The 20,968-nt window shown below is 56.6% G+C and carries 22 protein-coding genes; 6 read left to right on the forward strand and 16 right to left on the reverse strand.

Annotation, left to right across the window (positions count from 1 at the left end; all coding sequences use genetic code 11):
* Positions 1-177: 177 nt before the first annotated feature.
* Together AC2FLP_RS20450 and AC2FLP_RS20455 are read left to right on the forward strand one after the other, a co-directional pair.
* Positions 178-1,215 (forward strand): YeiH family protein, encoded by a 1,038-nt coding sequence (locus tag AC2FLP_RS20450; RefSeq protein ID WP_299902064.1) that lies wholly within the window; start codon positions 178-180, stop codon positions 1,213-1,215.
* Between the two features lie 90 nt (positions 1,216-1,305).
* Positions 1,306-1,677: a cupin domain-containing protein gene (locus AC2FLP_RS20455; protein WP_299638764.1), complete on the forward strand. Its 372-nt coding sequence runs from the start codon at positions 1,306-1,308 to the stop codon at positions 1,675-1,677.
* A gap of 63 nt (positions 1,678-1,740) precedes the next feature.
* On the opposite strand, the gene AC2FLP_RS20460 is transcribed toward AC2FLP_RS20455, so the two are convergent.
* The 11 genes from AC2FLP_RS20460 to AC2FLP_RS20510 form a co-directional block, all read right to left on the reverse strand.
* Entirely contained in the window at positions 1,741-2,817 is a 1,077-nt protein-coding gene (locus AC2FLP_RS20460) for a 2Fe-2S iron-sulfur cluster-binding protein (protein ID WP_496686058.1), read from the reverse strand.
* Positions 2,814-3,968 (reverse strand): aromatic ring-hydroxylating oxygenase subunit alpha, encoded by a 1,155-nt coding sequence (locus AC2FLP_RS20465; protein ID WP_299902070.1) that lies wholly within the window; start codon positions 3,966-3,968, stop codon positions 2,814-2,816. The genes AC2FLP_RS20460 and AC2FLP_RS20465 overlap by 4 nt, the downstream gene beginning before the upstream one ends.
* A gap of 23 nt (positions 3,969-3,991) precedes the next feature.
* A complete protein-coding gene (locus AC2FLP_RS20470) occupies positions 3,992-4,243 on the reverse strand; it encodes a hypothetical protein (protein WP_117873609.1) in 252 nt (83 codons plus the stop codon).
* A complete protein-coding gene (locus AC2FLP_RS20475; protein ID WP_496686054.1) occupies positions 4,240-4,833 on the reverse strand; it encodes a TetR/AcrR family transcriptional regulator in 594 nt (197 codons plus the stop codon). Before AC2FLP_RS20475 ends, AC2FLP_RS20470 begins: the two co-directional genes overlap by 4 nt.
* A 1-nt stretch (position 4,834) precedes the next feature.
* Positions 4,835-5,266, reverse strand: a complete 432-nt coding sequence (locus AC2FLP_RS20480) for a DUF2141 domain-containing protein (protein WP_299902077.1) — start codon at positions 5,264-5,266, stop codon at positions 4,835-4,837.
* 175 nt (positions 5,267-5,441) lie between these two features.
* A complete protein-coding gene (locus AC2FLP_RS20485; RefSeq protein WP_496686051.1) occupies positions 5,442-6,374 on the reverse strand; it encodes a hypothetical protein in 933 nt (310 codons plus the stop codon).
* A 7-nt stretch (positions 6,375-6,381) separates the two neighbouring features.
* The gene (locus AC2FLP_RS20490; RefSeq protein WP_496686048.1) at positions 6,382-7,695 is read right to left on the reverse strand and encodes a TRAP transporter large permease; all 1,314 of its coding nucleotides are present in this window, start codon (positions 7,693-7,695) and stop codon (positions 6,382-6,384) included.
* Between the two features lie 4 nt (positions 7,696-7,699).
* On the reverse strand, positions 7,700-8,233 hold the full coding sequence (locus tag AC2FLP_RS20495) for a TRAP transporter small permease (protein WP_299902086.1): 534 nt from the start codon (positions 8,231-8,233) through the stop codon (positions 7,700-7,702).
* Between the two features lie 69 nt (positions 8,234-8,302).
* Positions 8,303-9,280 carry a TRAP transporter substrate-binding protein gene (locus tag AC2FLP_RS20500; protein ID WP_496677370.1) on the reverse strand — a complete coding sequence of 326 codons (978 nt, stop codon included), beginning with the start codon at positions 9,278-9,280 and terminating at the stop codon, positions 8,303-8,305.
* A gap of 52 nt (positions 9,281-9,332) precedes the next feature.
* Entirely contained in the window at positions 9,333-10,583 is a 1,251-nt protein-coding gene (locus AC2FLP_RS20505; protein WP_299902092.1) for an NAD(P)/FAD-dependent oxidoreductase, read from the reverse strand.
* Positions 10,580-11,713: an enolase C-terminal domain-like protein gene (locus tag AC2FLP_RS20510; RefSeq protein ID WP_496686044.1), complete on the reverse strand. Its 1,134-nt coding sequence runs from the start codon at positions 11,711-11,713 to the stop codon at positions 10,580-10,582. Before AC2FLP_RS20510 ends, AC2FLP_RS20505 begins: the two co-directional genes overlap by 4 nt.
* Positions 11,714-11,811: 98 nt before the next feature.
* Here AC2FLP_RS20510 and AC2FLP_RS20515 point away from each other — a divergent pair, with 98 nt between their 5' ends.
* Complete coding sequence (locus AC2FLP_RS20515) at positions 11,812-12,732, forward strand: LysR family transcriptional regulator (RefSeq protein ID WP_117873593.1); 921 nt, start codon at positions 11,812-11,814, stop codon at positions 12,730-12,732.
* On the opposite strand, the gene AC2FLP_RS20520 is transcribed toward AC2FLP_RS20515, so the two are convergent.
* Positions 12,693-14,387, reverse strand: a complete 1,695-nt coding sequence (locus tag AC2FLP_RS20520) for a thiamine pyrophosphate-binding protein (protein WP_117873592.1) — start codon at positions 14,385-14,387, stop codon at positions 12,693-12,695. The genes AC2FLP_RS20515 and AC2FLP_RS20520 overlap by 40 nt on opposite strands.
* A gap of 112 nt (positions 14,388-14,499) precedes the next feature.
* On the opposite strand from AC2FLP_RS20520, the gene AC2FLP_RS20525 reads away from it, so the two are divergent.
* Positions 14,500-15,204, forward strand: coding sequence for a GntR family transcriptional regulator (locus AC2FLP_RS20525; protein ID WP_299902102.1), 705 nt, complete (start codon positions 14,500-14,502; stop codon positions 15,202-15,204).
* The gene (locus AC2FLP_RS20530) at positions 15,201-15,917 is read left to right on the forward strand and encodes an aspartate/glutamate racemase family protein (RefSeq protein ID WP_117873588.1); all 717 of its coding nucleotides are present in this window, start codon (positions 15,201-15,203) and stop codon (positions 15,915-15,917) included. The genes AC2FLP_RS20525 and AC2FLP_RS20530 overlap by 4 nt, the downstream gene beginning before the upstream one ends.
* Positions 15,918-15,963: 46 nt before the next feature.
* Here AC2FLP_RS20530 and AC2FLP_RS20535 read toward each other — a convergent pair whose 3' ends face one another.
* The 4 genes from AC2FLP_RS20535 to AC2FLP_RS20550 all read right to left on the reverse strand — a co-directional run bounded on the left by AC2FLP_RS20535 (position 15,964) and on the right by AC2FLP_RS20550 (position 19,576).
* The gene (locus AC2FLP_RS20535) at positions 15,964-16,602 is read right to left on the reverse strand and encodes a nucleoside/nucleotide kinase family protein (RefSeq protein WP_496686039.1); all 639 of its coding nucleotides are present in this window, start codon (positions 16,600-16,602) and stop codon (positions 15,964-15,966) included.
* The gene (locus AC2FLP_RS20540) at positions 16,599-17,375 is read right to left on the reverse strand and encodes an ATP-binding cassette domain-containing protein (RefSeq protein WP_117873586.1); all 777 of its coding nucleotides are present in this window, start codon (positions 17,373-17,375) and stop codon (positions 16,599-16,601) included. The genes AC2FLP_RS20535 and AC2FLP_RS20540 overlap by 4 nt, the downstream gene beginning before the upstream one ends.
* Entirely contained in the window at positions 17,375-18,448 is a 1,074-nt protein-coding gene (locus AC2FLP_RS20545) for an ABC transporter permease (protein WP_299902112.1), read from the reverse strand. The genes AC2FLP_RS20540 and AC2FLP_RS20545 overlap by 1 nt, the downstream gene beginning before the upstream one ends.
* 108 nt (positions 18,449-18,556) lie before the next feature.
* Positions 18,557-19,576: a sugar ABC transporter substrate-binding protein gene (locus AC2FLP_RS20550; RefSeq protein WP_299902115.1), complete on the reverse strand. Its 1,020-nt coding sequence runs from the start codon at positions 19,574-19,576 to the stop codon at positions 18,557-18,559.
* Between the two features lie 254 nt (positions 19,577-19,830).
* Between AC2FLP_RS20550 and AC2FLP_RS20555 the strand changes: the two genes are divergently transcribed.
* Positions 19,831-20,955 carry an ROK family transcriptional regulator gene (locus tag AC2FLP_RS20555; protein ID WP_496686062.1) on the forward strand — a complete coding sequence of 375 codons (1,125 nt, stop codon included), beginning with the start codon at positions 19,831-19,833 and terminating at the stop codon, positions 20,953-20,955.
* Positions 20,956-20,968 lie beyond the last annotated feature (13 nt).

A 20,968-nucleotide genomic window follows, 5' to 3' on the forward strand; every position in this document is an offset into this window, starting at 1 on the left:
CGAACCCTTCCGCCGCGACGCAATGAAAAAACCCGTCGCAGTCGCCGGAATCTCAGCCGACGAAATGAAAAATCAGGTCGAGCTGTAATCTGATCATGCCCCCACCCGAACCGAATACGGTTCGGGTGGGGGCAGGCTTTGCCCAAAAGGCAGCTCAAATATTGCAAAGGAAGTAAGATGCAGGCGTTAAGTGCATCCAACTCGCCGTGGCTTCGTGCACGGTCTTTCGTTCGTTTGAACGGTCGCGGTTTCTTAGTTTCCGTGGTTGTTGCCGTTGCGGCGAAATTTTTGTCCGAGCACTATGGCGCTCCGGCAATGCTGATGGCCTTGTTGCTGGGCATTGCGTTCCATTTTCTGGCCGAAGACGACGCAGGCGACTGCAAAGCCGGGATCGAGTTTACGGCACGAACCGTTCTTCGTTTTGGCGTGGCTCTGCTTGGGGCCCGTATTTCGGTTGAGCTGATGATGAGCCTTGGCGCGGATCTGATTGCGGTCGTTATTGCGGGTGTGATCCTCACGATTCTGTTCGGCCTTCTGGGCGCGCGCCTGCTGGGTCGTGGCTGGCGCTTCGGTGTGTTGACGGGCGGTTCGGTCGCGATTTGCGGCGCGTCGGCCGCGATGGCCCTGTCTGCCATTCTGCCCAAAAACGAGCATTCGGAACGCAATCTGATTTTCACGGTATTGTCCGTCACTGTTCTGTCGACAATCGCGATGATCGCCTATCCCATCCTCACTGAGGCATTTGAGTTCAACGACGAGGTTTCTGGGGTCTTCCTCGGCGGGACGATCCACGATGTCGCGCAGGTTGTCGGGGCAGGGTTCTCGGTCTCGGATCAAACCGGAGAGGTCGCGACACTGGTCAAGCTGATCCGTGTCGCCATGCTGGCCCCGGTGGTTCTGGTCATCTCGATTCTTGTCCGACGCCACGCGGAACTCGGCGAAGCAGACGGCAAGCGCCCACCCATTTTGCCGATGTTTGTCGTTGGTTTTCTGATCTTTGCCGTCCTGAATTCAATGGGTCTGATCCCGGACGTGGTCTCGTCGGTAATGGCCGATCTCAGTCGATGGGCGCTGCTGGTGTCGATTGCGGCAGTGGGCATGAAAACGTCACTCAAGCGCATTCTGGATGTGGGCGGGCAGGCCATCGTCCTGATCGTGGCCGAGACAATCTTCATCGCTGCTCTCGTATTGGCGGGTGTCTACCTGTTTCATTAGAGGATGGCGAAAATCCAAGTCCAGCATGTGACCGATCATTGGCCGCTCACGTCATCTCGCAATACACGACCAGCAGGAGGGTATGACCTCATGACGACACAGGTACTCAATCTTTTCGATGAGCCCGCAACGCGCAGCCAAAGGCGTTTGGCTGATCTTCCCGATCGCGTTGTCGAGGGTGATCCGCATCACAAGATTGGAATGCACTTCACCAGCCCGGATGGACAACTGTCTGCTGGGACCTGGACGTCTACGCCGGGCAAATGGCACGCGTTTACGGACAAGGACGAATATTGCTATATCGTCAAAGGCCATTGTGCCCTGATCCACGAAGACGGGACCCGTCAGGATTTTCGAACCGGGGCCAGCTTTCTGATCCCCAATGGTTTTCGTGGCTATTGGGAAGTCGTGGAAGAAACAACCAAGCACTTCGTTATCCGAGATTGTGCACCGGACGCATGATCTGATCCGCAACTGGGCCTGAGGCGGCATGAAACAACCCGCCTCAGACTCACCTACCGTTCTTCAGCGACGGGTCAGGTCAAAGCTGATCGCCAGTTTTTCCACCGTGGGTATTGATTGGCAGGTCAGGATTTCTCCGGCTTTGATGTCTTCATCCTCCAGCGCCATGCGCGCCCGCATATGAACTGTGCCGTTGGTCAGTTTGGCCCGGCACGCGCCGCAGACCCCCGATTGGCAGGAATAGGGTGGCTTCAGACCTGCGGACTGCGCTGCATGAAGAAGGGTCTGTCCCTTGGAGATCGAAATGAGATGTCGGGCGCCTTCCAGCGTCAGTTCAGCGGTTGCTTCCACCCCTTCAAAACCAGTGTTCAGATCCGGTGAAGCACCATAGCTTTCAACGTGGATGCGGTTCGCGGGCACATCAATGGACATCAAGGCCGATTTGACGGTCTGGTTCATGTCGCCGGGACCACAGACATAATATTGAGCGTCCTGAGCGTAAGGAGGATACTCGGTGATCAACGCTTCAATTGCAGGCAGGTCGATTGTACCCTGCCGCCAATACTCGGCACTGGACCACCAGCCGGGTTTCGAAAAAACGTGGTTGATTGTAAGACGCTCAGGATGTGTTTCCTTCAGCACGCTCAGTTCTTCCTGAAAAAGGGTGCTTTGGGCATTTGAGTTGCCATATGCCAGATGCGCGACTGAATAGGGCTCAGCTGTCAAAACGGAATTCAGCATCGCAAAGAGCGGAGTGATGCCAGAGCCCGCGCCAAAAAAGTAATGAGTGCGTCGTGCCGTTTCATCGGGTTCCAGGCAGAAACTGCCAAATGGCGGCATGACGTCGATGGTTTGTCCTTCCTGAACAGTGTCGTTGATGAAGTTGCTGACACTGCCAACCTTGACCCGTTTGACGGTGATCCGAAGCGGGCCCCCGGAGTAAGGTGAGCTTGAGACCGAATAGCTTCGACGGTGCTCTTCGCCATCAATAGTGAAACGAATGGACACGTGCTGGCCCGGTCTCCAGGCGAACGTGTCCGTCAAGCGATCAGGAATCTCGAACATAACGGTCTTTGCCAAACCATCCAGTTCAACTCTGGTCCCGCAAACGCGCAATGGAAAAAAGTCACGCGGGCTCATTTACCGTCCCCCAACCATTGCAGAACAACTTTCTGGTGCTCGATAACGGGGCTTTCACCGTTTGCTGCCGGACCCGCTTCAAAATACGGTGAATGCAGGGATTTCTGCTGTTGCTCGCACGCGTAGATATCTTCGCCGGTAAAGTCGCCGGCAACCATCGGGTCATCTTCGCCCATCGCGTCATTGGCTTCGTATTTTCCGCCTATTCCAAACTTGGACCAGAAAGAGGACGACTTCATCGACTGTTTGGTGAATTCCCATTCCGAGCTGTTGGACACCCGCCCACGATTGTGAACTCGTGTCAGTTCCGGGCCAAGGGGTTCGATAATGAAGATATTCCAGCCGTCTTCCGAAGCGGCCAGGCCAATACCCGGGAACAGCATTGGCACCCAGGCTCCATTCATGTCTATGGGTATGACGCGTGGGGCGGTCAGTTTGCTTTCCTGATCTTCCAGAAACTCTGCCACCGGCGGCTCCCAAAACAAGTAATGGGGTCCTTCCCAGTGGTACTTTGCGGCTTTATGGTCATACATCTGCAGCGTATTCGAATGCAGATGACTCAGGTGGTAAACGTCGATGTAGTTCTCAACGACAACCTTCCAGTTGGCCTTTATCTCGTAGCTGTTGTTCAGGTCTGCATACTCGATCAGCTCTTCCGGGACGTGGGGGCCGATATGGGGTTCGACCGGGCCGAGCCATTCGGCGATGGAAGGTGCGTCGGGGTCTGGATGGACGAAAATCATCGATTTCCAGATATCGACCTTGGCGGGTTTCAGGCCAAGGCAGGACTTGTCGACCTTGCCATATTCCTCTTGCTCATCTGGCACCGAAATCAGATTGCCTTCAAGGTCGTACGTCCAGTCGTGATAAGGGCAGGTCAAGGCCTTTTGCGTTTTGCCAACCGCCCTGATCAGTTGGGTGCCGCGGTGGCGGCAGATGTTATGGAACGCGCGCAGGCGGCGATCGCGCCCCATGATCACGAAAATATTGTTGAGGCCGGCCTGCACGGCGATGAATTGGCCAGGTTCGCTGACATCCTCCATAAAACCGGCGTAACGCCAGGTTTTGGAGAAGATTTCGCGCATTTCCCGGTTGAACCAATCCTGGCTAGTGTAAGCCTCGACTGGCAAAAGGTGCAGCATGGGTTTCATTTGAGCCTCTTGTGAAGGTTTCTTCAAAACGTTGAAGGTAGAATGTCGATGGCAATCATCGACAGGCCAAGTGCGATCCAGGCGAGTTGTATCAGCCAAAACAGGACGGGGTCTTCATCCCGGGTTACGTCGGTCAAAAGCAATGCGTGACCGGAATAGAAATTCGGGATTGTCCAGAACATGAAAAGAAGACCCCACAACGACTGATAGCCAAGTACTGTCGTGACCATCAGCGCAGCAAAGGTGATGTAGTTCAGCTGCCGCCTGCGTGTCATGATGCGTGCTCCAGGCCATTGAACAGTGCAAGCGCGGCCTGTTCGGCCTGTGTTTTCCAGACACTCGGCATTTCCAGGGGGGCCAAAGACGTCGCGTTGAAATAAAGGGCCACGATACCATGAGCGGTGGTATTGACCTTTGCGGCATCCACTTTCGGGAAATCCGCGCGCAATATCGCGGCAATCGCAGTTTCAAAGGAAAGCAGAGCCTCACGACAAGCCTGGCGAAGCGAAACATCCTCGACAGCCCGCGCGGTGAGTGCTGCAAAGGCAAGTACCATATCCGGTGACGTCTGGTTCATGTCCGAGAACAGAAGATCGATCAGATGTTCTGATTTGCCCGAGGCCGGCAAGACCCCAACAAGCGCGTCAGACTGTTCCGAAAAGCATTTCAGAACATAGTCTTGCAGGGTCGTGATCAATTCATCCCGATTGCCCAGATGATGCCGGATCAGAGGACGCGTCAGGCCTGCCTCCTTGGCAATTTGTGAAAGCGATGCACCATCGAGGCCATATCTCGCAACACATCTGACCAGAGCCTGCATAACCTGATCATAACGTTCATCACGATTTGAGGGGCGCCCGCTCATGTTATTTCCAGTATTTCAACTTCAGGTTTCCAGTTGCGCCGGTGCCGACGGCGACCGCGGCATCCGCGAATTCTGGTGGCAGACCGCTTCGCCCCATACCGCCAAAGCCGTACCCTTCGGTTGGAACATCTTTGTCGGTATCCAGGTTGCTGTTTCTGTTCTCGTCGTGAATCGCGGCAATCGCGTATTTGCCAAGCGGGAGATTGTGAAAGGTAACCGAAACCTGGCCTTCGACAGCAGGAACCGCAGCCAAAGCCGCAGCGTTCGTCATGTCCATAGCCTCAAATGGTTTAGCTTCGTCAAACACCGCAATGATCAGATCGCCCTTTGCGTTGCGTACGTCCTTCACCGTTGCAGTGAGAGTCTGCGCGGACGCCCCAAGGGACGAGGCCAGCGTCATTACGGATGCGATCGTCAATTTTCTGGGCGGCATGATAAATCCTTAGCTGTCAGTATTGACAGTAAATAGGGATAGCACAATTAACTGTCAATAGTGACAATATATTCCAGATGCCGCCAAACAAGTTTTTGGCATTGAACTGGAGGTGTGGTGTCTGCCCAAAGTCGGTATGGGACAGGGAAAAGGTATCTTGAGGAAGTGCTACCAGCTACTCGGGTGGACGTTGGCTCTTATAGAGATGACGCATGACCACTGGTGTCAGGTACATCGGAATCTGATACGCCCCGATAAAGGCCATGATCGGCGCGGTGACCTCAGGCGGTAAAGCCACGAAGAAAATTGCGATGTTTCTATTTCCTGCGATCAGGGAGACAGCGGTAGAACTGGCTGCTGGTAACCTGTCTCGGGTCAAACGGAACGTAACAATTTGAGTGCCGAAATTGGCCAAACAGGCGAGCACGATCCAGAAGACCGCGATAGTCGGGCTCTCCAATGCTGTGGCGCTGACTGAAGGCATCAGGCCGATGACAAATACGGCCAAAGTAATTGTGCCCAACCCTTCCAGATTCAACAAGGTGGAATGGGATGGTGAACGCAACCAAACACGCCGTACAAAGATGGCGGCGCCGGTTGCGCAGAGTATCGTCAACAACAGTTGCAGTCCGGCCAACAGCACGGATTGAATGTCGCCCAATTCGGGCATGAGCAGGAACAGGGGAAACGCTGTCAATGGCAACAGGGCAGTGCCAACAACCAGCATTCGCATCGCGTGTTCAGGCGGATAACCCATCATCAGACACATGTTGGGACTGCCTGAAATCGAAGGTGCTGCCGCCATGATCAGCAGGGACAGAAGCACCGGCGTTCCCGTCCAACCACCCGCAAAGCCGATGGCCAGAATGATCAGCGGTATTACGAATTGAAACCCAACAACAGTAAACGCGACCTGGTGCAGATCGCTCAGCGACCCAAGAATGGTTTCTGGGTCCATTCTCAGGACGGTGACGAACAGCAACAGCACGACTAAGGGCGGCAGCAGGTCTCGCATGGGCTCGGCCAAACCCGGCAAAAGCAGACCCGCGGCCAATCCGGCGATCAGAACTCGGGGCCCGTGACGGGCCGCCAGATGGAGCGGGTTCAAGGCCGTTTTATCCGCCCGGGCTCTGGCGCAAGTTCTCGGGCAGCCAGGTGGCGAGGTCGGGGAACCAGATGAGGATGAAGACCATCAGTACCATGATCAGGAACATCGGTATCGCGGCGCGTGCGATATAGCTCATCTCATGGTTGGTCATACCCTGCATCACGAATAGGTTGAACCCGATCGGGGGTGTGATCTGTGCCATCTCGACGACAACCACGATAAAAATCCCGAACCAGATCAGATCAATCCCGGCGTCGCGGATCATCGGTTCCACCACGGCCATGGTCAACACAACCGAGGAAATCCCGTCAAGAAAACAACCCAGAATGATGTAGAACGCCAGTAGAACCATCAGCAGTTCGAAGCGGGTCAGTTCCCATCCGGCGATCAGATCGGCCAGCCCACGCGGCAGACCGGTGAACCCCATGGACAGCGACAGGAATGCAGCGCCAGCAAGGATCAGGGCGATCATCGCGCTGGTTCGCGTAGCACCCATCAGGCTTTCAGTGAATGTCTTCCAGTTCAATGACCCCTGGCCGGCCGCCAGCAACAGACTGCCGATCACCCCGAACGCCGCAGCCTCTGTCGCGGTGGCATAGCCCAGATACATAGAGCCGATGACGACCGTGATCAGCAGGATCACGGGCAACAGAAAGCGGGAGTTCCGGACTTTTTCAGCAAAGCCCAGCTTGCCTTCGTCATTCGGGTTCCAGTCTTTGCCCAATTTGGAATAGATCGCGACATAGCCCATGAACATAGCGGCGAGAACAAGGCCGGGAAGGATACCGGCGAAGAACAGTTTGGTGATCGATTCATTGATCGTCACCCCGTACACGATCAGGGTCAGTGATGGAGGGATCATCAGCCCCAGCGTCGCAGCGCCAGTCAACGTGCCGATGATCATCTGTTCGGGGTAATTGCGCTTGCGCAGTTCGGGGATCGACATCTTGCCGACTGTGGTCAGCGTTGCTGCCGACGAACCTGAGACTGCTGCGAAGACAGTACAGCCCACGATATTCGTATGCACCAAGCCGCCGGGCAGGGGGGCCATCCACGGGGAGAGGCCTTTGAACATGTCTTCGGATAATCGCGTGCGGTACAGGATTTCGCCCATCCAGATGAACATGGGCAGGGCGGTCAGGGTCCACGAAGACGATGCTGACCATATGGTGGTGATCATCACATCGCCCACGGGGCGCGTCGTGAAAAGTTCCATACCGACCCAGGCAACCCCCATCAGGGCCAGTCCGACCCAGACACCGGTGCCGAGCAAGGTGAACAGAACAAAGAGGAAAAGGATGATGACAGACAGGTTTTCCATGCTCTTACTCTCCGTGGCTCTGGTCGGCCAGATCGCGGACAATGCGATGGTCACCTTTGAACAGGACATGAATCAGGTGATCCGTCAGCGCGATGGCCAGGATCACGGCACCGATCAGCATCGCCGACTGGGGAATCCAGAGCGCGGTTCTGTCCTGTCCCTGGCTGATGTCGTTGAACTTCCAGCTCCAATAGACGAAGCGATAGGCATACCAGCAGAAATACCACATGACGGCAGTGCCGACGGTGAAACACCAGATTTCAAGGATACGCCGCACACCGTCCGGCACCGCGTTCAGAAGGATTGAAACCCGAATGTGGCTGCCCCGGTTCAACGCATTGGCAAAGGCCAGGAAAGATGCCGCCGCCATTGCGTACCCGGCATAGTCAGGCGCTCCGGGAAATACCTCACCTGTCCAGCGGGCCAGCATCTGCACGACGATCAGCAAAAGAATGGCAATCAGGCTGAGCGCCGCCATTACCCCTGCTGCCTGATACATGAAGTCCAGAACGGACCGAAGCCCTCGCAAAACCGCCATGGTGTCCCCGCTGTGTTATGATTGGGTGGAAAGCGGGCGGCACAGTGTAACGCCGCCCGCTCCGAACGGTTACTGAGACGCGTTGAACGCATCGACGATGGCTTTGCCTTCGTCACCGGCGGCTTCCAGCCATTCATTGGTCATGGTTACACCAATCTCCTTCAGCTCATTCGTCATCTGCTCAGATGCCGGACCGACGGTCATTCCGCCATCACGCAGACCTTGCAGAGTAAAACCAGTGTATTCCTTGGCCCGCCAGTTGCCTGCGTATTCCGCCAGCTCCGCGCAGGCCTTGATGATGTTCTTGTTGGCGTCGGACACGCCCGACCAGACATCCGAATTCACCATCACATAATTGCGCGGCAACCAGGCGTCGACTTCGTAGAAATAGTTCAGGCTTTCCCAGACCTTGCGGTCATACCCGGTTGATCCCGAAGACACCATCGACTCGGCGACACCCGTCGCAAAAGCCTGACTGATTTCCGCCGCTTCGATCGTTACCGGCAACATCCCTGTCAACTCGGCCAGTCGCGAAGTCGCGTTGTTGTAAGAGCGGAACTTGATGCCCTTCATATCGGCGACCGAGTTCACTTCATTCTTGAAATACAGTCCCTGAGGCGGCCATGGCACCGCGTAAAGCAACGTCAGGTTCTGTTCCGCCAGCACCTTTTCAATTGACGGTTTTGCCGCATCCCAAAGCTTGGCGCTGTCATCGAACGAGGTTGCAAGGAACGGTATCGAATCGAAACCGAACAACGCGTTCTCATTCTGGTGGCCGGACAGAAGACGCTCACCAATCGGGGCTTGCCCGGTCTGGATTGCACGTTTGATATCGGCACCTTTGAACAGCGAGCCGGATGGATGCGTAACGATTTCGATCTCACCGCCGGTTCCGGTCGTTACACATTTGGCGAATTCCGCACCGGTGGCCGAATGGAAGTTCGACGCCGAATATGCCATCGGCATGTCCCATTTTTCGGCCACAGCTGGTGCTGCTGCGGCGGCAGTCAAAGCGGTTGCTGCCAGAAGGTTTGTCAGTTTTTTCATCGTTTTCTCCCTATCGAGTTTTGAAATACCGATATTTTTCATCGGTCTGTTCTTATGTTGCAAAGCGTGACGGCGCGTAGACGCTTACGTCCGTGTTCGGGGTTCTGCCCGCGATCATCTGCGCCAGAAGCCGTCCGGTCTTTGGCCCACCTGTCAGGCCAATGTGATGATGACCAAAGCCCATATAGGCCCCTTTGATTCCGGGCACGTCACCGATGATCGGGATCGAGTCAGCCGGGGCCGGCCTGTGCCCCATCCATTCCACTTCCTCCTTCCATGTTATGCCCGGAAAAGCGGCCCGGGCATTTCTTCGCATCAATTCAAACGGTGCGCGCGAGGGCGGTGCGTCCAGGCCTCCGAACTCCACAATACCTGCCAAGCGTATGCGCCCATCCATGGGCGTGGCAACAAACTTGCCCGAAGCCACCATGACCGGGCTACGGGGCATGGCAGAAGGTGCCACCAATTCAAGATGATAACCGCGCTCGCTTTCAAGAGGAACAGAAACCCCCAGTCGCTTCGCAAGTGGTCCGGACCAGACGCCAGCCGTAACAATGGCGATGTCGCAAGCAATGGTCTCACCACCCGCGCGCACACCGGTAACACGGCCGTTGTCGCGCGTGACGTCTTCGACGTTGGCGCGGATGATCCGGCCTCCGCCAGCCTCAACATGGGCGGCCAGGTCTTTCACGTACCGCCCGGGATCGGTGATATGACCGTGGTTGGACAGCTTGGCAGCGAAACCGATATCCAGGCTGAACACGGGGTCATAGTCGTGAAACGCCTTGCCCTCCAGTTCTTCCCAATCAAAGCCGTTCTTCCGTCGGATTCCCCAGCCCAACGCATCTTGTTCAAAATGAGCCCGGTTTTCGTAGAGAAACAGATAGTCGCTGGGCACAATCCACTTTTCAGCACATGTGCCTGCTGACAAGGCCTTGTGATCATTCAGGCTGTCGCCGACGATCGGTGTCAGGGCGGCTGCAATCCGTTCAACGTCGGCTACGTTCGCGTGGCTTAGATATTGCCGGAGCCATGGAAGCAGCTTAGGCAAATACCCCCATTTCAAAAACAGCGGCTGCGAGGAGCTCAGCAACATTTTCGGCGCTTTGCCGAGCAACCCGGGAACCGTCACAGGTATGATGGAACAGGACGCCAATACACCGCCATTGCCATGAGACGTGCCTTCACCCGGTCCGGCCTTGTCGAACAGGATCACGTCGTGTCCGTCCCTTTGCAGCCAGACCGCGGCCGAAACGCCGACTATACCGGCGCCGATGATGGCTATGGTTTTCTTTTCACTCATTCTGAAACCGCCTTGGCCACTGAATAATGGTTCAGCTTTGCCAGCTCGGGCTTGCCGCCAAGCCCCGGGCTTTCGGGCACGCAGACCTGTCCGTCCCTGATCCGGAAGGGTTCTTCCAGAATGTCCTCTTTCATGAAATAGGACGCCTGATAAAACTCGCAGCCCAATGTGATCTCGGGTGTCGCGGTAATCATATGGGTACCCGCAAGATGGGCCAAACCAGCCTCGAACATGTCCCCGCCATACGCCGTCAGACCATGCGCAGCCGCGATGCGGGCGACCGTTTGCCCTCGTGTCAGACCGCCAGACTTCATTATTTTCACGGACACGCCATCGCAAATGCTTTCACGCGCGGCGCGTTCCATATCTTCGGGACCAAAGACGCTCTCATCAGCGAGAAGGGGAACATCGGACATTTGGCGCAGCTTTGCCATCATGCCGAAGTGATGGGCGCGAACTGGCTGTTCGATGAAATCAGGATTGAACTGGGCCACGTCCCGCACCCGTGCCGGAGCCTCCCCGATGCTCAGCCCCTGATTATAGTCCACGCGGACCGAGAACTCAGGACAGTTCTGCGCAAGGTACTCCAACCGCATGATGTCAAAGGCGTGATCCTTGAACCCGGTCTTGAGTTTGACAATCCGCACGCCATCCTCTCGCAACCGCGCCAACAGGTCTATGTCCTGAGAAAAGTCCGGGTTGGCGATGGAACAGCTGAGCGGAATGGCGCTGCGGCAACGACCGCCCAACAAAGACCAGACCGGGGTGTCGCTGATGCGGCCGGCCATATCCAGCAGAGCGGTTTCCAGCGCGGCCTTCGCCTCGGTGCAATGTGCCACGGCATAGGTGGCGTGTGCCATGATAGCCGATCGGTCACTTACGCTGGCTCCAAGAACAAGGGGGCGCAGGTAACGATCCAGCGCCGCGAAAGTCGCCTCCGGGGAGCCGGTGAACACCGACCATGGTGACGCTTCGCCGAATCCCTGTGTGCCATCCTCGGATGTCAGTCGCAGGATAACAACTTCGCAAACGCCTTCAACGGACCCTATACCGTGATCCCGGCGGGACGTGACCGGAAGCTTCAGGTGCCAGAGGTCGTAACCGATGATTTTTTGTGCCAGATCGCTCATTCCGCCCCCTGTCGTTGAGCGGAAGCCTGCCTTGACGGGCATATCATTTCAAATACTATATCTTCGACAGTTCATCAGAAAAAATGATGTGGTAATCCATGTCCCTGCGCTTTCGCCAGCTTCAAGCGTTTCATGCCATCATGGAAACCGGAACCGTAACCGGCGCGGCCTCGGTGCTTGGGATATCCCAGCCTGGAATAAGCAATCTGTTGGCTCAGTTGGAACGTGAAGCGCGACTGCCTCTGTTCGAGCGCAACAAGGGTCGTTTGTTGCCCACTCCGGAAGCCGAGTTGCTGTTCCGCGAAGTCGACACGGTCGTGCGCGGGCTGGATCACGTGGCGCAGGCCGTGACGGATCTGCAGAACAAGCATCCCGGTCAATTGCAGGTTGCGGCACCGCATCTTCTGTCATTTGGTTTCATGCCGCGCGAGATCGCCCGTTTTGCCAAAAGCCGCCCCAACCTATCCGTCAGTTTTCAGTCGCAGTATTCTTCCAAGATTCAGGAATGGGTGATTTCCGGCCTGTTTGAAATCGGCATTGTCGAGATGCCGATCCTACATGACACGCTGAACTATCAGGTATTTCAGTTCGAAACGCTGGCGACTTTTCCAGAACACAGCCCCTTGGCCGAGTACGACGTACTGACACCGGAAATATTGGAAAACGAGCCCTTCATCGTGATGGGGCCGGAACACCAAACCCACCGTCGAACCCGTGACATCTTTCAGGCATCCGGGTGCACGTGGCGTACAAAGATCCACACGCACCTGTCCGAGAACCTGCTGAGTTTTGTGAAACAGGGCATGGGGGTCGCGATGATCGACCCCTTTACCGTGACGTTCGACGGTGAGAGCGGGTACCAGACCCGTCCGTTCAGGCCATCCGTCATGCTGGATCTTGCAATCATCACCGCAAAGGGGCGCCCCCTGTCCACGATTGCGCAGGAGTTTCTGGCCCAGCTGACCCCGTCGATTGCCTCTTACGCGACCCACTCTGACACAGGTGCAGCGGCGTCGTGAAGCTGCTGCGAATGGATGTCGACCAATGTGGGGCCATCATGTTCGACGGCCTGTTTCAGCACCTTCGGCAAGTCCTCAGGGTCCTTGACCGTCCATGATTTCACTCCAAAGGCGGCTGCGACGGCGGCGTGGTCGGTCCGGTTGAAATCAACGTTGTAATACCGTTGATCAAACCCAGCATCCTGACCCGCCTTGATCCATCCGAAGACCGAGTTCGAGAAAACGATCGAGGTGATCGGCATATTGTGCCGGACCATGGTTTCAAACTCACCGCAGGCGAACCCAAACGAACCATCGCCCATGACGGCAAGCGTCTTGACCGAGGGCCGCCCGACATGTGCACCCATGGCCGCCCCCAGAGAATACCCCAGTGCTCCATGCGCGCGATTTGTGATGAAATGCCGCCCGGGTTGCCGCCAACGGTAATGCGCGCTGAAATAGGGGCAGGGGGTGCCGGGATCAGCGACTACAATTGCATCGTCGTCCAGAATGTCCATCAGGGACGCCATGACAGCCTCGGGCCGTATCGGGGTTTCCCGACTTGCAGCCAAGGGGGCAAACGCCGCCGCCTTGGCCTCCCACGCGGCGCGGGCCTTGGCTGTTCCGCCTTGACTGGTCAGGTCCTGCCGTTGCTCCAATGCGTGGGCCAGTGCCTCCAACGCCAAACTAGCATCGGCGCAAATCGCCACTTCTGTCTGATAGTTTGCGCCGATCACCATGGGGTCGCTGTCGATGTGAATGATCGTGGTGTTGCGCCCGGGGCTTCTCCACCGTTCGGTCGTGACCGAACCGGCGCGGCACCCGATGAACAGGACGACATCAGCCTGATCTACCACGGCACGGGTCGCGGGGACACCGCCGTTCGATCCGACAACACCCAGGGCCAAAGGGTCGGTTTCGGCGATGGACCCTTGGCCTGAAACGGTTGTGGCGACGGGCATATCCAACAGACCGGCGACGCGGCGCAATGCATCGGTCGCGCCGGACAGAATGGGGCCGCCGCCACATACCGCGACAGCGGATTTGGCCTGGGCAAGAATGGCTGCGGCTGCTTCGATGGCATCAGGATCGGGGGCAGCCCGCTCTGCGGGATAGCTGCGATGCCGCTCGTCGGCCCAGATTTCCGCTTCGTCCACCTGTGCCTTCTGAGTATCAAACGGCAGTGCCAGGTGGGTCGCACCGGGTGTTCCCGTAGTCATCGCCCGGAACGCCGCACGAACCATGGCCGGAAGCCGGGTGGCGTCGTCCAGAGACGCGTTCCACTTTGTCAGCGGCCGGAACAACGCTGGCTGATCCAGTTCTGTCAAAGGGTATTTTCCGCGACTGGTCGTTGCCACATCGGACGTGATCGCCAGGATTGGAACCGAACTTTCATTGGCCTCGACCACACCTGGCAGAATGTAGGTTGCGCCACCGCCGGAAGGGCCTTCGCAAACGCCGGGCTTGTCCGTCACGCGGGCATAGCCATCCGCCATGTAGGCGGCGTGCCGTTCGTCGCGGGTCAGAATGTGTTGAATGCCGTGATCCATTCGGGCGAGCGCATCATAAAATGGCAAGGTGGTATCGCCGCACAGACCGAACATGTGGGTGACGCCATGCGCCTCAAGCATGCGCACCATTGCCTCGGCTCCGTTCAGGTAATTCGTTCCTGTCATCGTTCGCGACTCCTTCGATTCACAGCTGCACACAGTGCTGTATACAGTTTTGTATATTGATTTCAAGAAGTGTGTGTGGCACCTGTGAATCAACGAAAGAAAGGCGGGGTTTATGGCGGGTCCACGCGTCGATGATATCTATGATCAGGTCAAAGCCATGGCGGTGTCCTTCCGCCTGCGCCCCGGTGACCGCCTGAACGAGGTCGCTCTCTCCAGAGACCTGGGCGTCAGCCGTACGCCGTTGCGTGAAGCGTTGAATCGTCTGGTCGCCGAACGGCTGTTCGATTTCCGCCCAGGGCAAGGGTTCTTTTGTCGTCCCTTGGATGCGCAAAGCGTGTTCGACCTTTTCGAGCTGCGGCAGATCATCGAATCCGCGGCGGCCCGATCAGCCTGCGCCAAGGCGACGGATGCAGACCTGCAAATGCTGCGTGATGAACTTTATGAAACGGGCATCGACATCACCGGCCTGACGATCGAAGAGGCAGTGACCCGGGACGAAGCGTTCCATCTGGGGATTGCAAAACTGTCGGGGAACATGGAGTTGTTGCAAACTCTGACACGGATCAACGAGCGTATCCGCTATATCCGCTGGATTTCCATGAGCATGGACCGGGTGCAGAAGTCCAAGGACGAACATAAACACGTCATGCAAGCCCTGCTGGATCGGGATGCAGATGAGGCGGCACGGGTTCTGGCGGCTCATATCACAAAACGAATGGATCAGGTGCAGGACGCTGTGCGTCACGGGATTACCAGCATCTACATGGAGGGGGCCGAAGACATTTCGACCCGCATTATCGAGGAGGCGCAGAATTGATCGTCCAGGGCGGCAAATCCATTTATGGCGCATCGGTGGGAATCCTCATGCTGGACGCGCAATTCCCAAGAATTCCCGGCGACATGGGCAATGCTCAGACCTGGCCGTTTCCGGTGCTGTACCGCGTCGTCCGGGATGCCTCGCCGGACCGGGTTGTTCGGCATCGGGCCGAAGGTATGCTCGAGGTCTTCATCGACGCCGCGCAAGAGCTGGTCAAAGACGGCGCGGATGGCATAACAACCAATTGCGGGTTCTTGTCCCTGTTTCAAAAGGAACTGGCCGAGGCTGTTCCGGTTCCCGTCGTCACCTCGTCCTTGATGCAGGTCGAATTGGTGAACCGCATTCTTCCTGCGGGAAAACGGGCCGGTGTACTGACCATTTCGGCGTCTACGTTGACCGAAGACCACTTGCGTGCCGCCGATGTCCCCTTGGATACGCCAATAGGCACAACCGAGGGTGGGCGAGAGTTCACCCGTGCAATTCTTGGCAATGAATCGCGTCTGAATGTTCAGAAGGCCCGGGAAGACAATGTTGAGGCCGCAATCGCGTTGGCCTCGGAACACCCCGATCTTGGGGCGATAGTTCTGGAGTGCACGAATATGTGCCCCTATGCGCCGGATATTCAGCGGGCGACCGGGCTGCCGGTGTTTTCAATTGTGTCTTTCGTGACTTGGTTCCAGGCCGGTCTTGTTCCGCCGGTATACCGGATCTGACCTCTGGCCTTCCATCAAGACGGATTTTGTTGGCCGCAGGGAAAACTCAAGTCAGGGCCAGATCGCCGGATACCGAATTTCGGATTACACGTTCCGCATTCGGCAGATCGTTGGACTGCGCACGGTCCTTGGCGGCTTTTTTGTCCAAACCGTGGCCGATCCATCTGTTGGTCAGGCGGGTTTCAAGTGTTTTCAAATCGGTATCCAAGAATACCTTGAATGTCCACAGTTGGTGAAGTTCCGACCAACCCGGTTCATTCAAGAGAAGGTAATTGCCTTCAACCAGAACAACGCGCTGATCCGCTGTGATCATAGACCGCGCAGCAATAGCCAGATCGAGATTTCGGACAAACTCGGGTACTGCGACTTCTCCTTCCGCACGCAATCGACCAAGCAATGCATGAAAGCCGGCAAGGTCAAAGGTTTCGGGGGATCCTTTGCAGTTCAGTAAGCTGCGATCCTTCAAGATCACGTTGTCATAATGGAAGCCGTCCATGGAAACCAGGCCGGTTGCGACGCCGCGTAGATTTAGCTCTGTGGTCGCAAGGCTGGCCGCAGTCGTTTTCCCCGATCCCGGTGGCCCGGCTATCGCGACAAGATGCCGGTCTTGCAGCGGCGGCAAAGCTTGAACGGCATCCGCGATTCTGCTTGCTAGCGCCTTGGGGGTGGCAAGTTTGCCAGTCACGCGGCCTGATCCTCGGCGGGCGGTTCTTTGGCACCGGTCATGAACGCCACTGCGTCGGACATCGTGTAATCCTTGGGATCAACGACGCACAGGCGTTTGCCAAGCCGATGCACGTGAATTCGATCGGCGACCTCAAAAACATGTGGCATATTGTGGCTGATCAGGATGATCGGAATGCCACGCGATTTCACGTCCAGGATCAGTTCAAGAACGCGGCGGCTTTCCTTCACACCCAGTGCGGCCGTTGGCTCGTCCAGGATGATGACCTTCGAGCCGAACGCCGCGGCCCGCGCCACGGCAACACCCTGACGCTGACCCCCGGACAGAGTTTCAACGGCTTGATTGATATTCTGGATTGTCATCAGGCCCAGTTCGCTCAGTTTGTCGCGGGCGAATTTCTCCATCGCCGGACGGTCGAGCATTCGGAACCATGATCCCAACGGCCCTTTGCGCCGGATTTCGCGCCCCATGAAGATGTTGTCCGCAATCGACAGGGCGGGGGACATCGCAAGCGTCTGGTAGACCGTTTCGATACCGGCTTCGCGCGCGTCAATCGGGGAATGAAAGTTCACTTTCTGGCCTTCCAGCCAAACCTCACCTTCATCCGGCACCACCGCGCCTGATACCGCCTTGATCAGTGTTGATTTGCCTGCGCCGTTGTCGCCGATTACGGCCAGAATCTCGCCCGGCATCAGATCGAAATCGCACTGATCCAGCGCCGTTACCTTGCCGTAGCGCTTCACAAGGTTCCGTCCTTTGAGAATAGGTTCCATCAGGCTGCCACCTTTCTGATCCACTGGTCGACCGCGACCGCTGCGATGATAAGGATGCCGATCAACAGGAACGTCCATTGCGCATCAGCGCCCAGCAATCGAAGCCCAAGTGTGAAGACGCCGACGATCAACGCTCCGAACAGCGACCCAAGAATGGACCCGCGACCACCGAACAGGGATATACCCCCGATCACGACCGCCGTTATGCTTTCAATGTTTGCCAACTGTCCTGACGTCGGAGACACGGACCCAATGCGACCAATCAGGGCCCAGCCCGCGAAAGCGCAGATCAGCCCGGACAGCATGTAAACTGACATCAGCGTGCGATGCACATTGACACCGGACAGCTTGGCGGCTTCCGGATCATCACCGACCGCATAGACATGCCTTCCCCAGGCGGTATGACGAAGCGCGTAGGAAAGTACGAGGATAAGCACCAGCATGAAGATCACGCCGACGGTGAATACAGCCCCGCCGACGTTAAACTTGGCACCGAACAGTTGCAGGATGCTGGCATGTTCCTCGATCTCCTGTGACCGGATGGTTTCGTTCTGAGAATAGAGGAAATTTGCCGCGAGAACGATTTGCCACATGCCAAGCGTCACGATGAACGGCGGCAGTTTGATGCGGCTGACAAGATAACCGTTCACCGCGCCGATTGCTGTGCCAACGAAAAGGCCGCAAATGATCGAGACCGATGGCGGCAGCCCATACCGGAAGGTGAACTGACCCATCACAACCGACGACATTACCATGATTGCCCCGACGCTAAGGTCGATACCTGCCGTCAGGATGACAAGGCTTTGTGCCGCAGCCACGATCCCGACAATCTGAACCTGCTGCAGGATCAGGGTCAGCGCAAATGGCGAGAAAAACTTGGAGCCCAACAAGACACCGAAAATGACGATGGCAGCCACAAGAACGATCAACGGCACCAGAGAGGGGTTCACATGCAGAAAATGCTGAACCGTTCCGACAAACCCGCGGTGGTGATCGTCAAATTCGGCAATCTGTTCCGGGCTGCCTTTTGCAGCGGCTTCGAAGTCGTCTGATCGTCGTGAAGTATCGGACATAAAGGTTCCCCCAAAGCGTCAGGTCACTGACGACTCTAGCAAGTTTTCGAGCGAATGGGTGGCTTGAAAAGCGGAAGGCCGCCCTCTGCGGCCCTCCGGGTGATCAGGTCAACCCCAGCAGAGGTCCATGCCTTCTTTGACCGAGATTGACTCGACGCCACCAGCGGCCTTGTCCGTTACAAGCGCCACGCCGGTGTCAAAGAAATCCTTACCGGGTGTGTTTTCAGGTTTTACACCTTCATCCGCCCATTTCTTGACGGCCTCAACCCCCAGTGATGCCATCAACAGCGGGTATTGTTGCGACGTTGCGCCGATAACACCATCAGCAACGTTTTGGACGCCCGGGCAACCTCCGTCCACGGAAACGATGAGTACGTCATTTTCACGTCCGATGGCTTTGAGCGCTTCATAAGCGCCTGCCGCCGCAGGTTCGTTGATGGTGTGAACAACGTTGATCGTCGGATCCTTGGCCAGTAGGTTTTCCATCGCGCGGCGACCTCCTTCTTCGTTGCCGGCAGTGACATCACTTCCGACCAAACGGGGGTCATCTTCATCGCCGATCACGTTCGGGTCTGCCAGATCAACACCGAAGCCCTGAAGGAAGCCCTGATTGCGCAGCACATCCACTGTCGGCTGGCTGACGGCAAGATCCAGTGTCGCGATTTTGGCGTCGTTGGCGGCGTCGCCCAGCGTGGCTTTGGCCCATTGTCCAATCAACAGCCCGGCAAGGAAATTGTCCGTGGCGAACGTAGCGTCAGCCGAGTCAATGGGTTCCAGCGGCGTATCCAGAGCGATTACCAGAACCCCTGCATCCCGCGCCTGCTTCACAGCCGGAACGATGGATGATGTGTCCGAGGCCGTCAGCAGAATGCCTTTGGCGCCGTCCAGAATGCAGGTCTCAATGGCTTGCACCTGCGTTTCATGGTCACCGTCGACCTTGCCCGCAAAGGCTTTCAGCGTCATTCCCAGCTCTTCCGCCTTCGCTGTCGCGCCCTCCTTCATTTTGACAAAGAACGGGTTGGTGTCCGTTTTGGTGATCAGGCAAACAGTTTCACCTTCCGCCATTGCACTGCCAGCCATGGCAGCAGCTGCCAGCGCTGTCGCGCCCGCAAGTCTTGCAAGTTTCATCGATAATCCTCCCAGTTTTTCTAATGCCCATGAGGGCACGAGAGCGATCAGGAAAAAATAACCTGATCCCATGAGAAACCATCACAAGAATCAAAAATTGAGTCAATAAATAACTCACTCTTATTTATTATTGACAGGGCGGGTCGGCTTTCTCATTCTCAAGCAAGAAAGGGGTGGTCGTGCCTGAATATTCATCTCAGACAAACTCGATTGGCTCGCACGGGTCAGAGGTGCGCGGAACAAACCAAAGCGGCATGCGGGCCCGAAACGAACGCCTTGTGTTATCTCTTGTCCGGCGCCATCAGGCCCTTGCGAAGTCCGAAATCGCGCGCATGACGGGACTGTCGGCACAAACGGTTTCCGTCATTATGCGTCTATTGGAAAAGGATGGGTTGCTTCTGCGCGGTGAACCGGTTCGCGGGAAAGTCGGGCAACCTTCTGTTCCCATGCGCCTCAATCCGGATGGTGCGTTCTTCTTTGGGCTTAAAGTCGGGCGCCGCAGTACCGAACTGGTTTTGACTGACTTTGTCGGAAATGTGCGGCAACGAGAGAGGCAAACCTATGACTATCCAACGCCGAATGCCACTTTGGATTTTTCCAGGGAGTGTCTTGGGAAAGTGATGTCGTCCATGTCACCTGAGTCCAAAAGCCGGATCGCGGGGCTCGGAATAGCTATGCCCTTTTACCTGTGGGACTGGGCGAAGGCTTTGCAGGTTCCTCAGGAAAAAATGGACCCGTGGCGCGCGTCGGACTTAAAAGCGGACCTGGCTCTCAGCTGCAATATGCCAGTTTTCCTTCAAAATGACGCGACAGCGGCCTGTGGTGCGGAATTGGTTTTTGGCCCGGCTGACGGGCCAAGAGATTTTTTGTATTTCTACGTCGGCTTCTTCATTGGCGGCGGGGTGGTCCTCAATGGCTCGATCTTTTCTGGTCGGGGAAATGCAGGCGCGCTCGGTCCTTTGCCTGTTCCTGATGACGCTGGCGGTGTGAAGCCGCTGATTGACGTGGCCAGCCTTTATGTGCTCGAGCGTGCAATCACGACAGCAGGGGCAACCTCGCATTCTTTATGGGAATCGACCGAGCATTGGGATGTGCCAAAAGCTCAACTGGAGAACTGGTTGAATAAGACCGCGAGCGGGATTGCCTATGCGATTGTATCATCATGCAGTCTAATCGACTTTGAGTGCGTAAAGATTGACGGCTGGATGCCGCCGGACATCAAGGCGCATTTGGTTGAATTGGTCGAAAAGAAACTGTCCGAGGTTAACCTGACCGGTCTTGAGCGCCCTTTGGTGCTGGCGGGGGCCCTGGGCCCGGATGCGCGCTCGCTGGGCGCAGCAAGCTTGCCGTTGTCGGAAAGGTATCTTTCAGAAGCCTAGAAGTGTATTTCCC

Source organism: Ruegeria sp. CDSA141 (assembly GCF_059612005.1).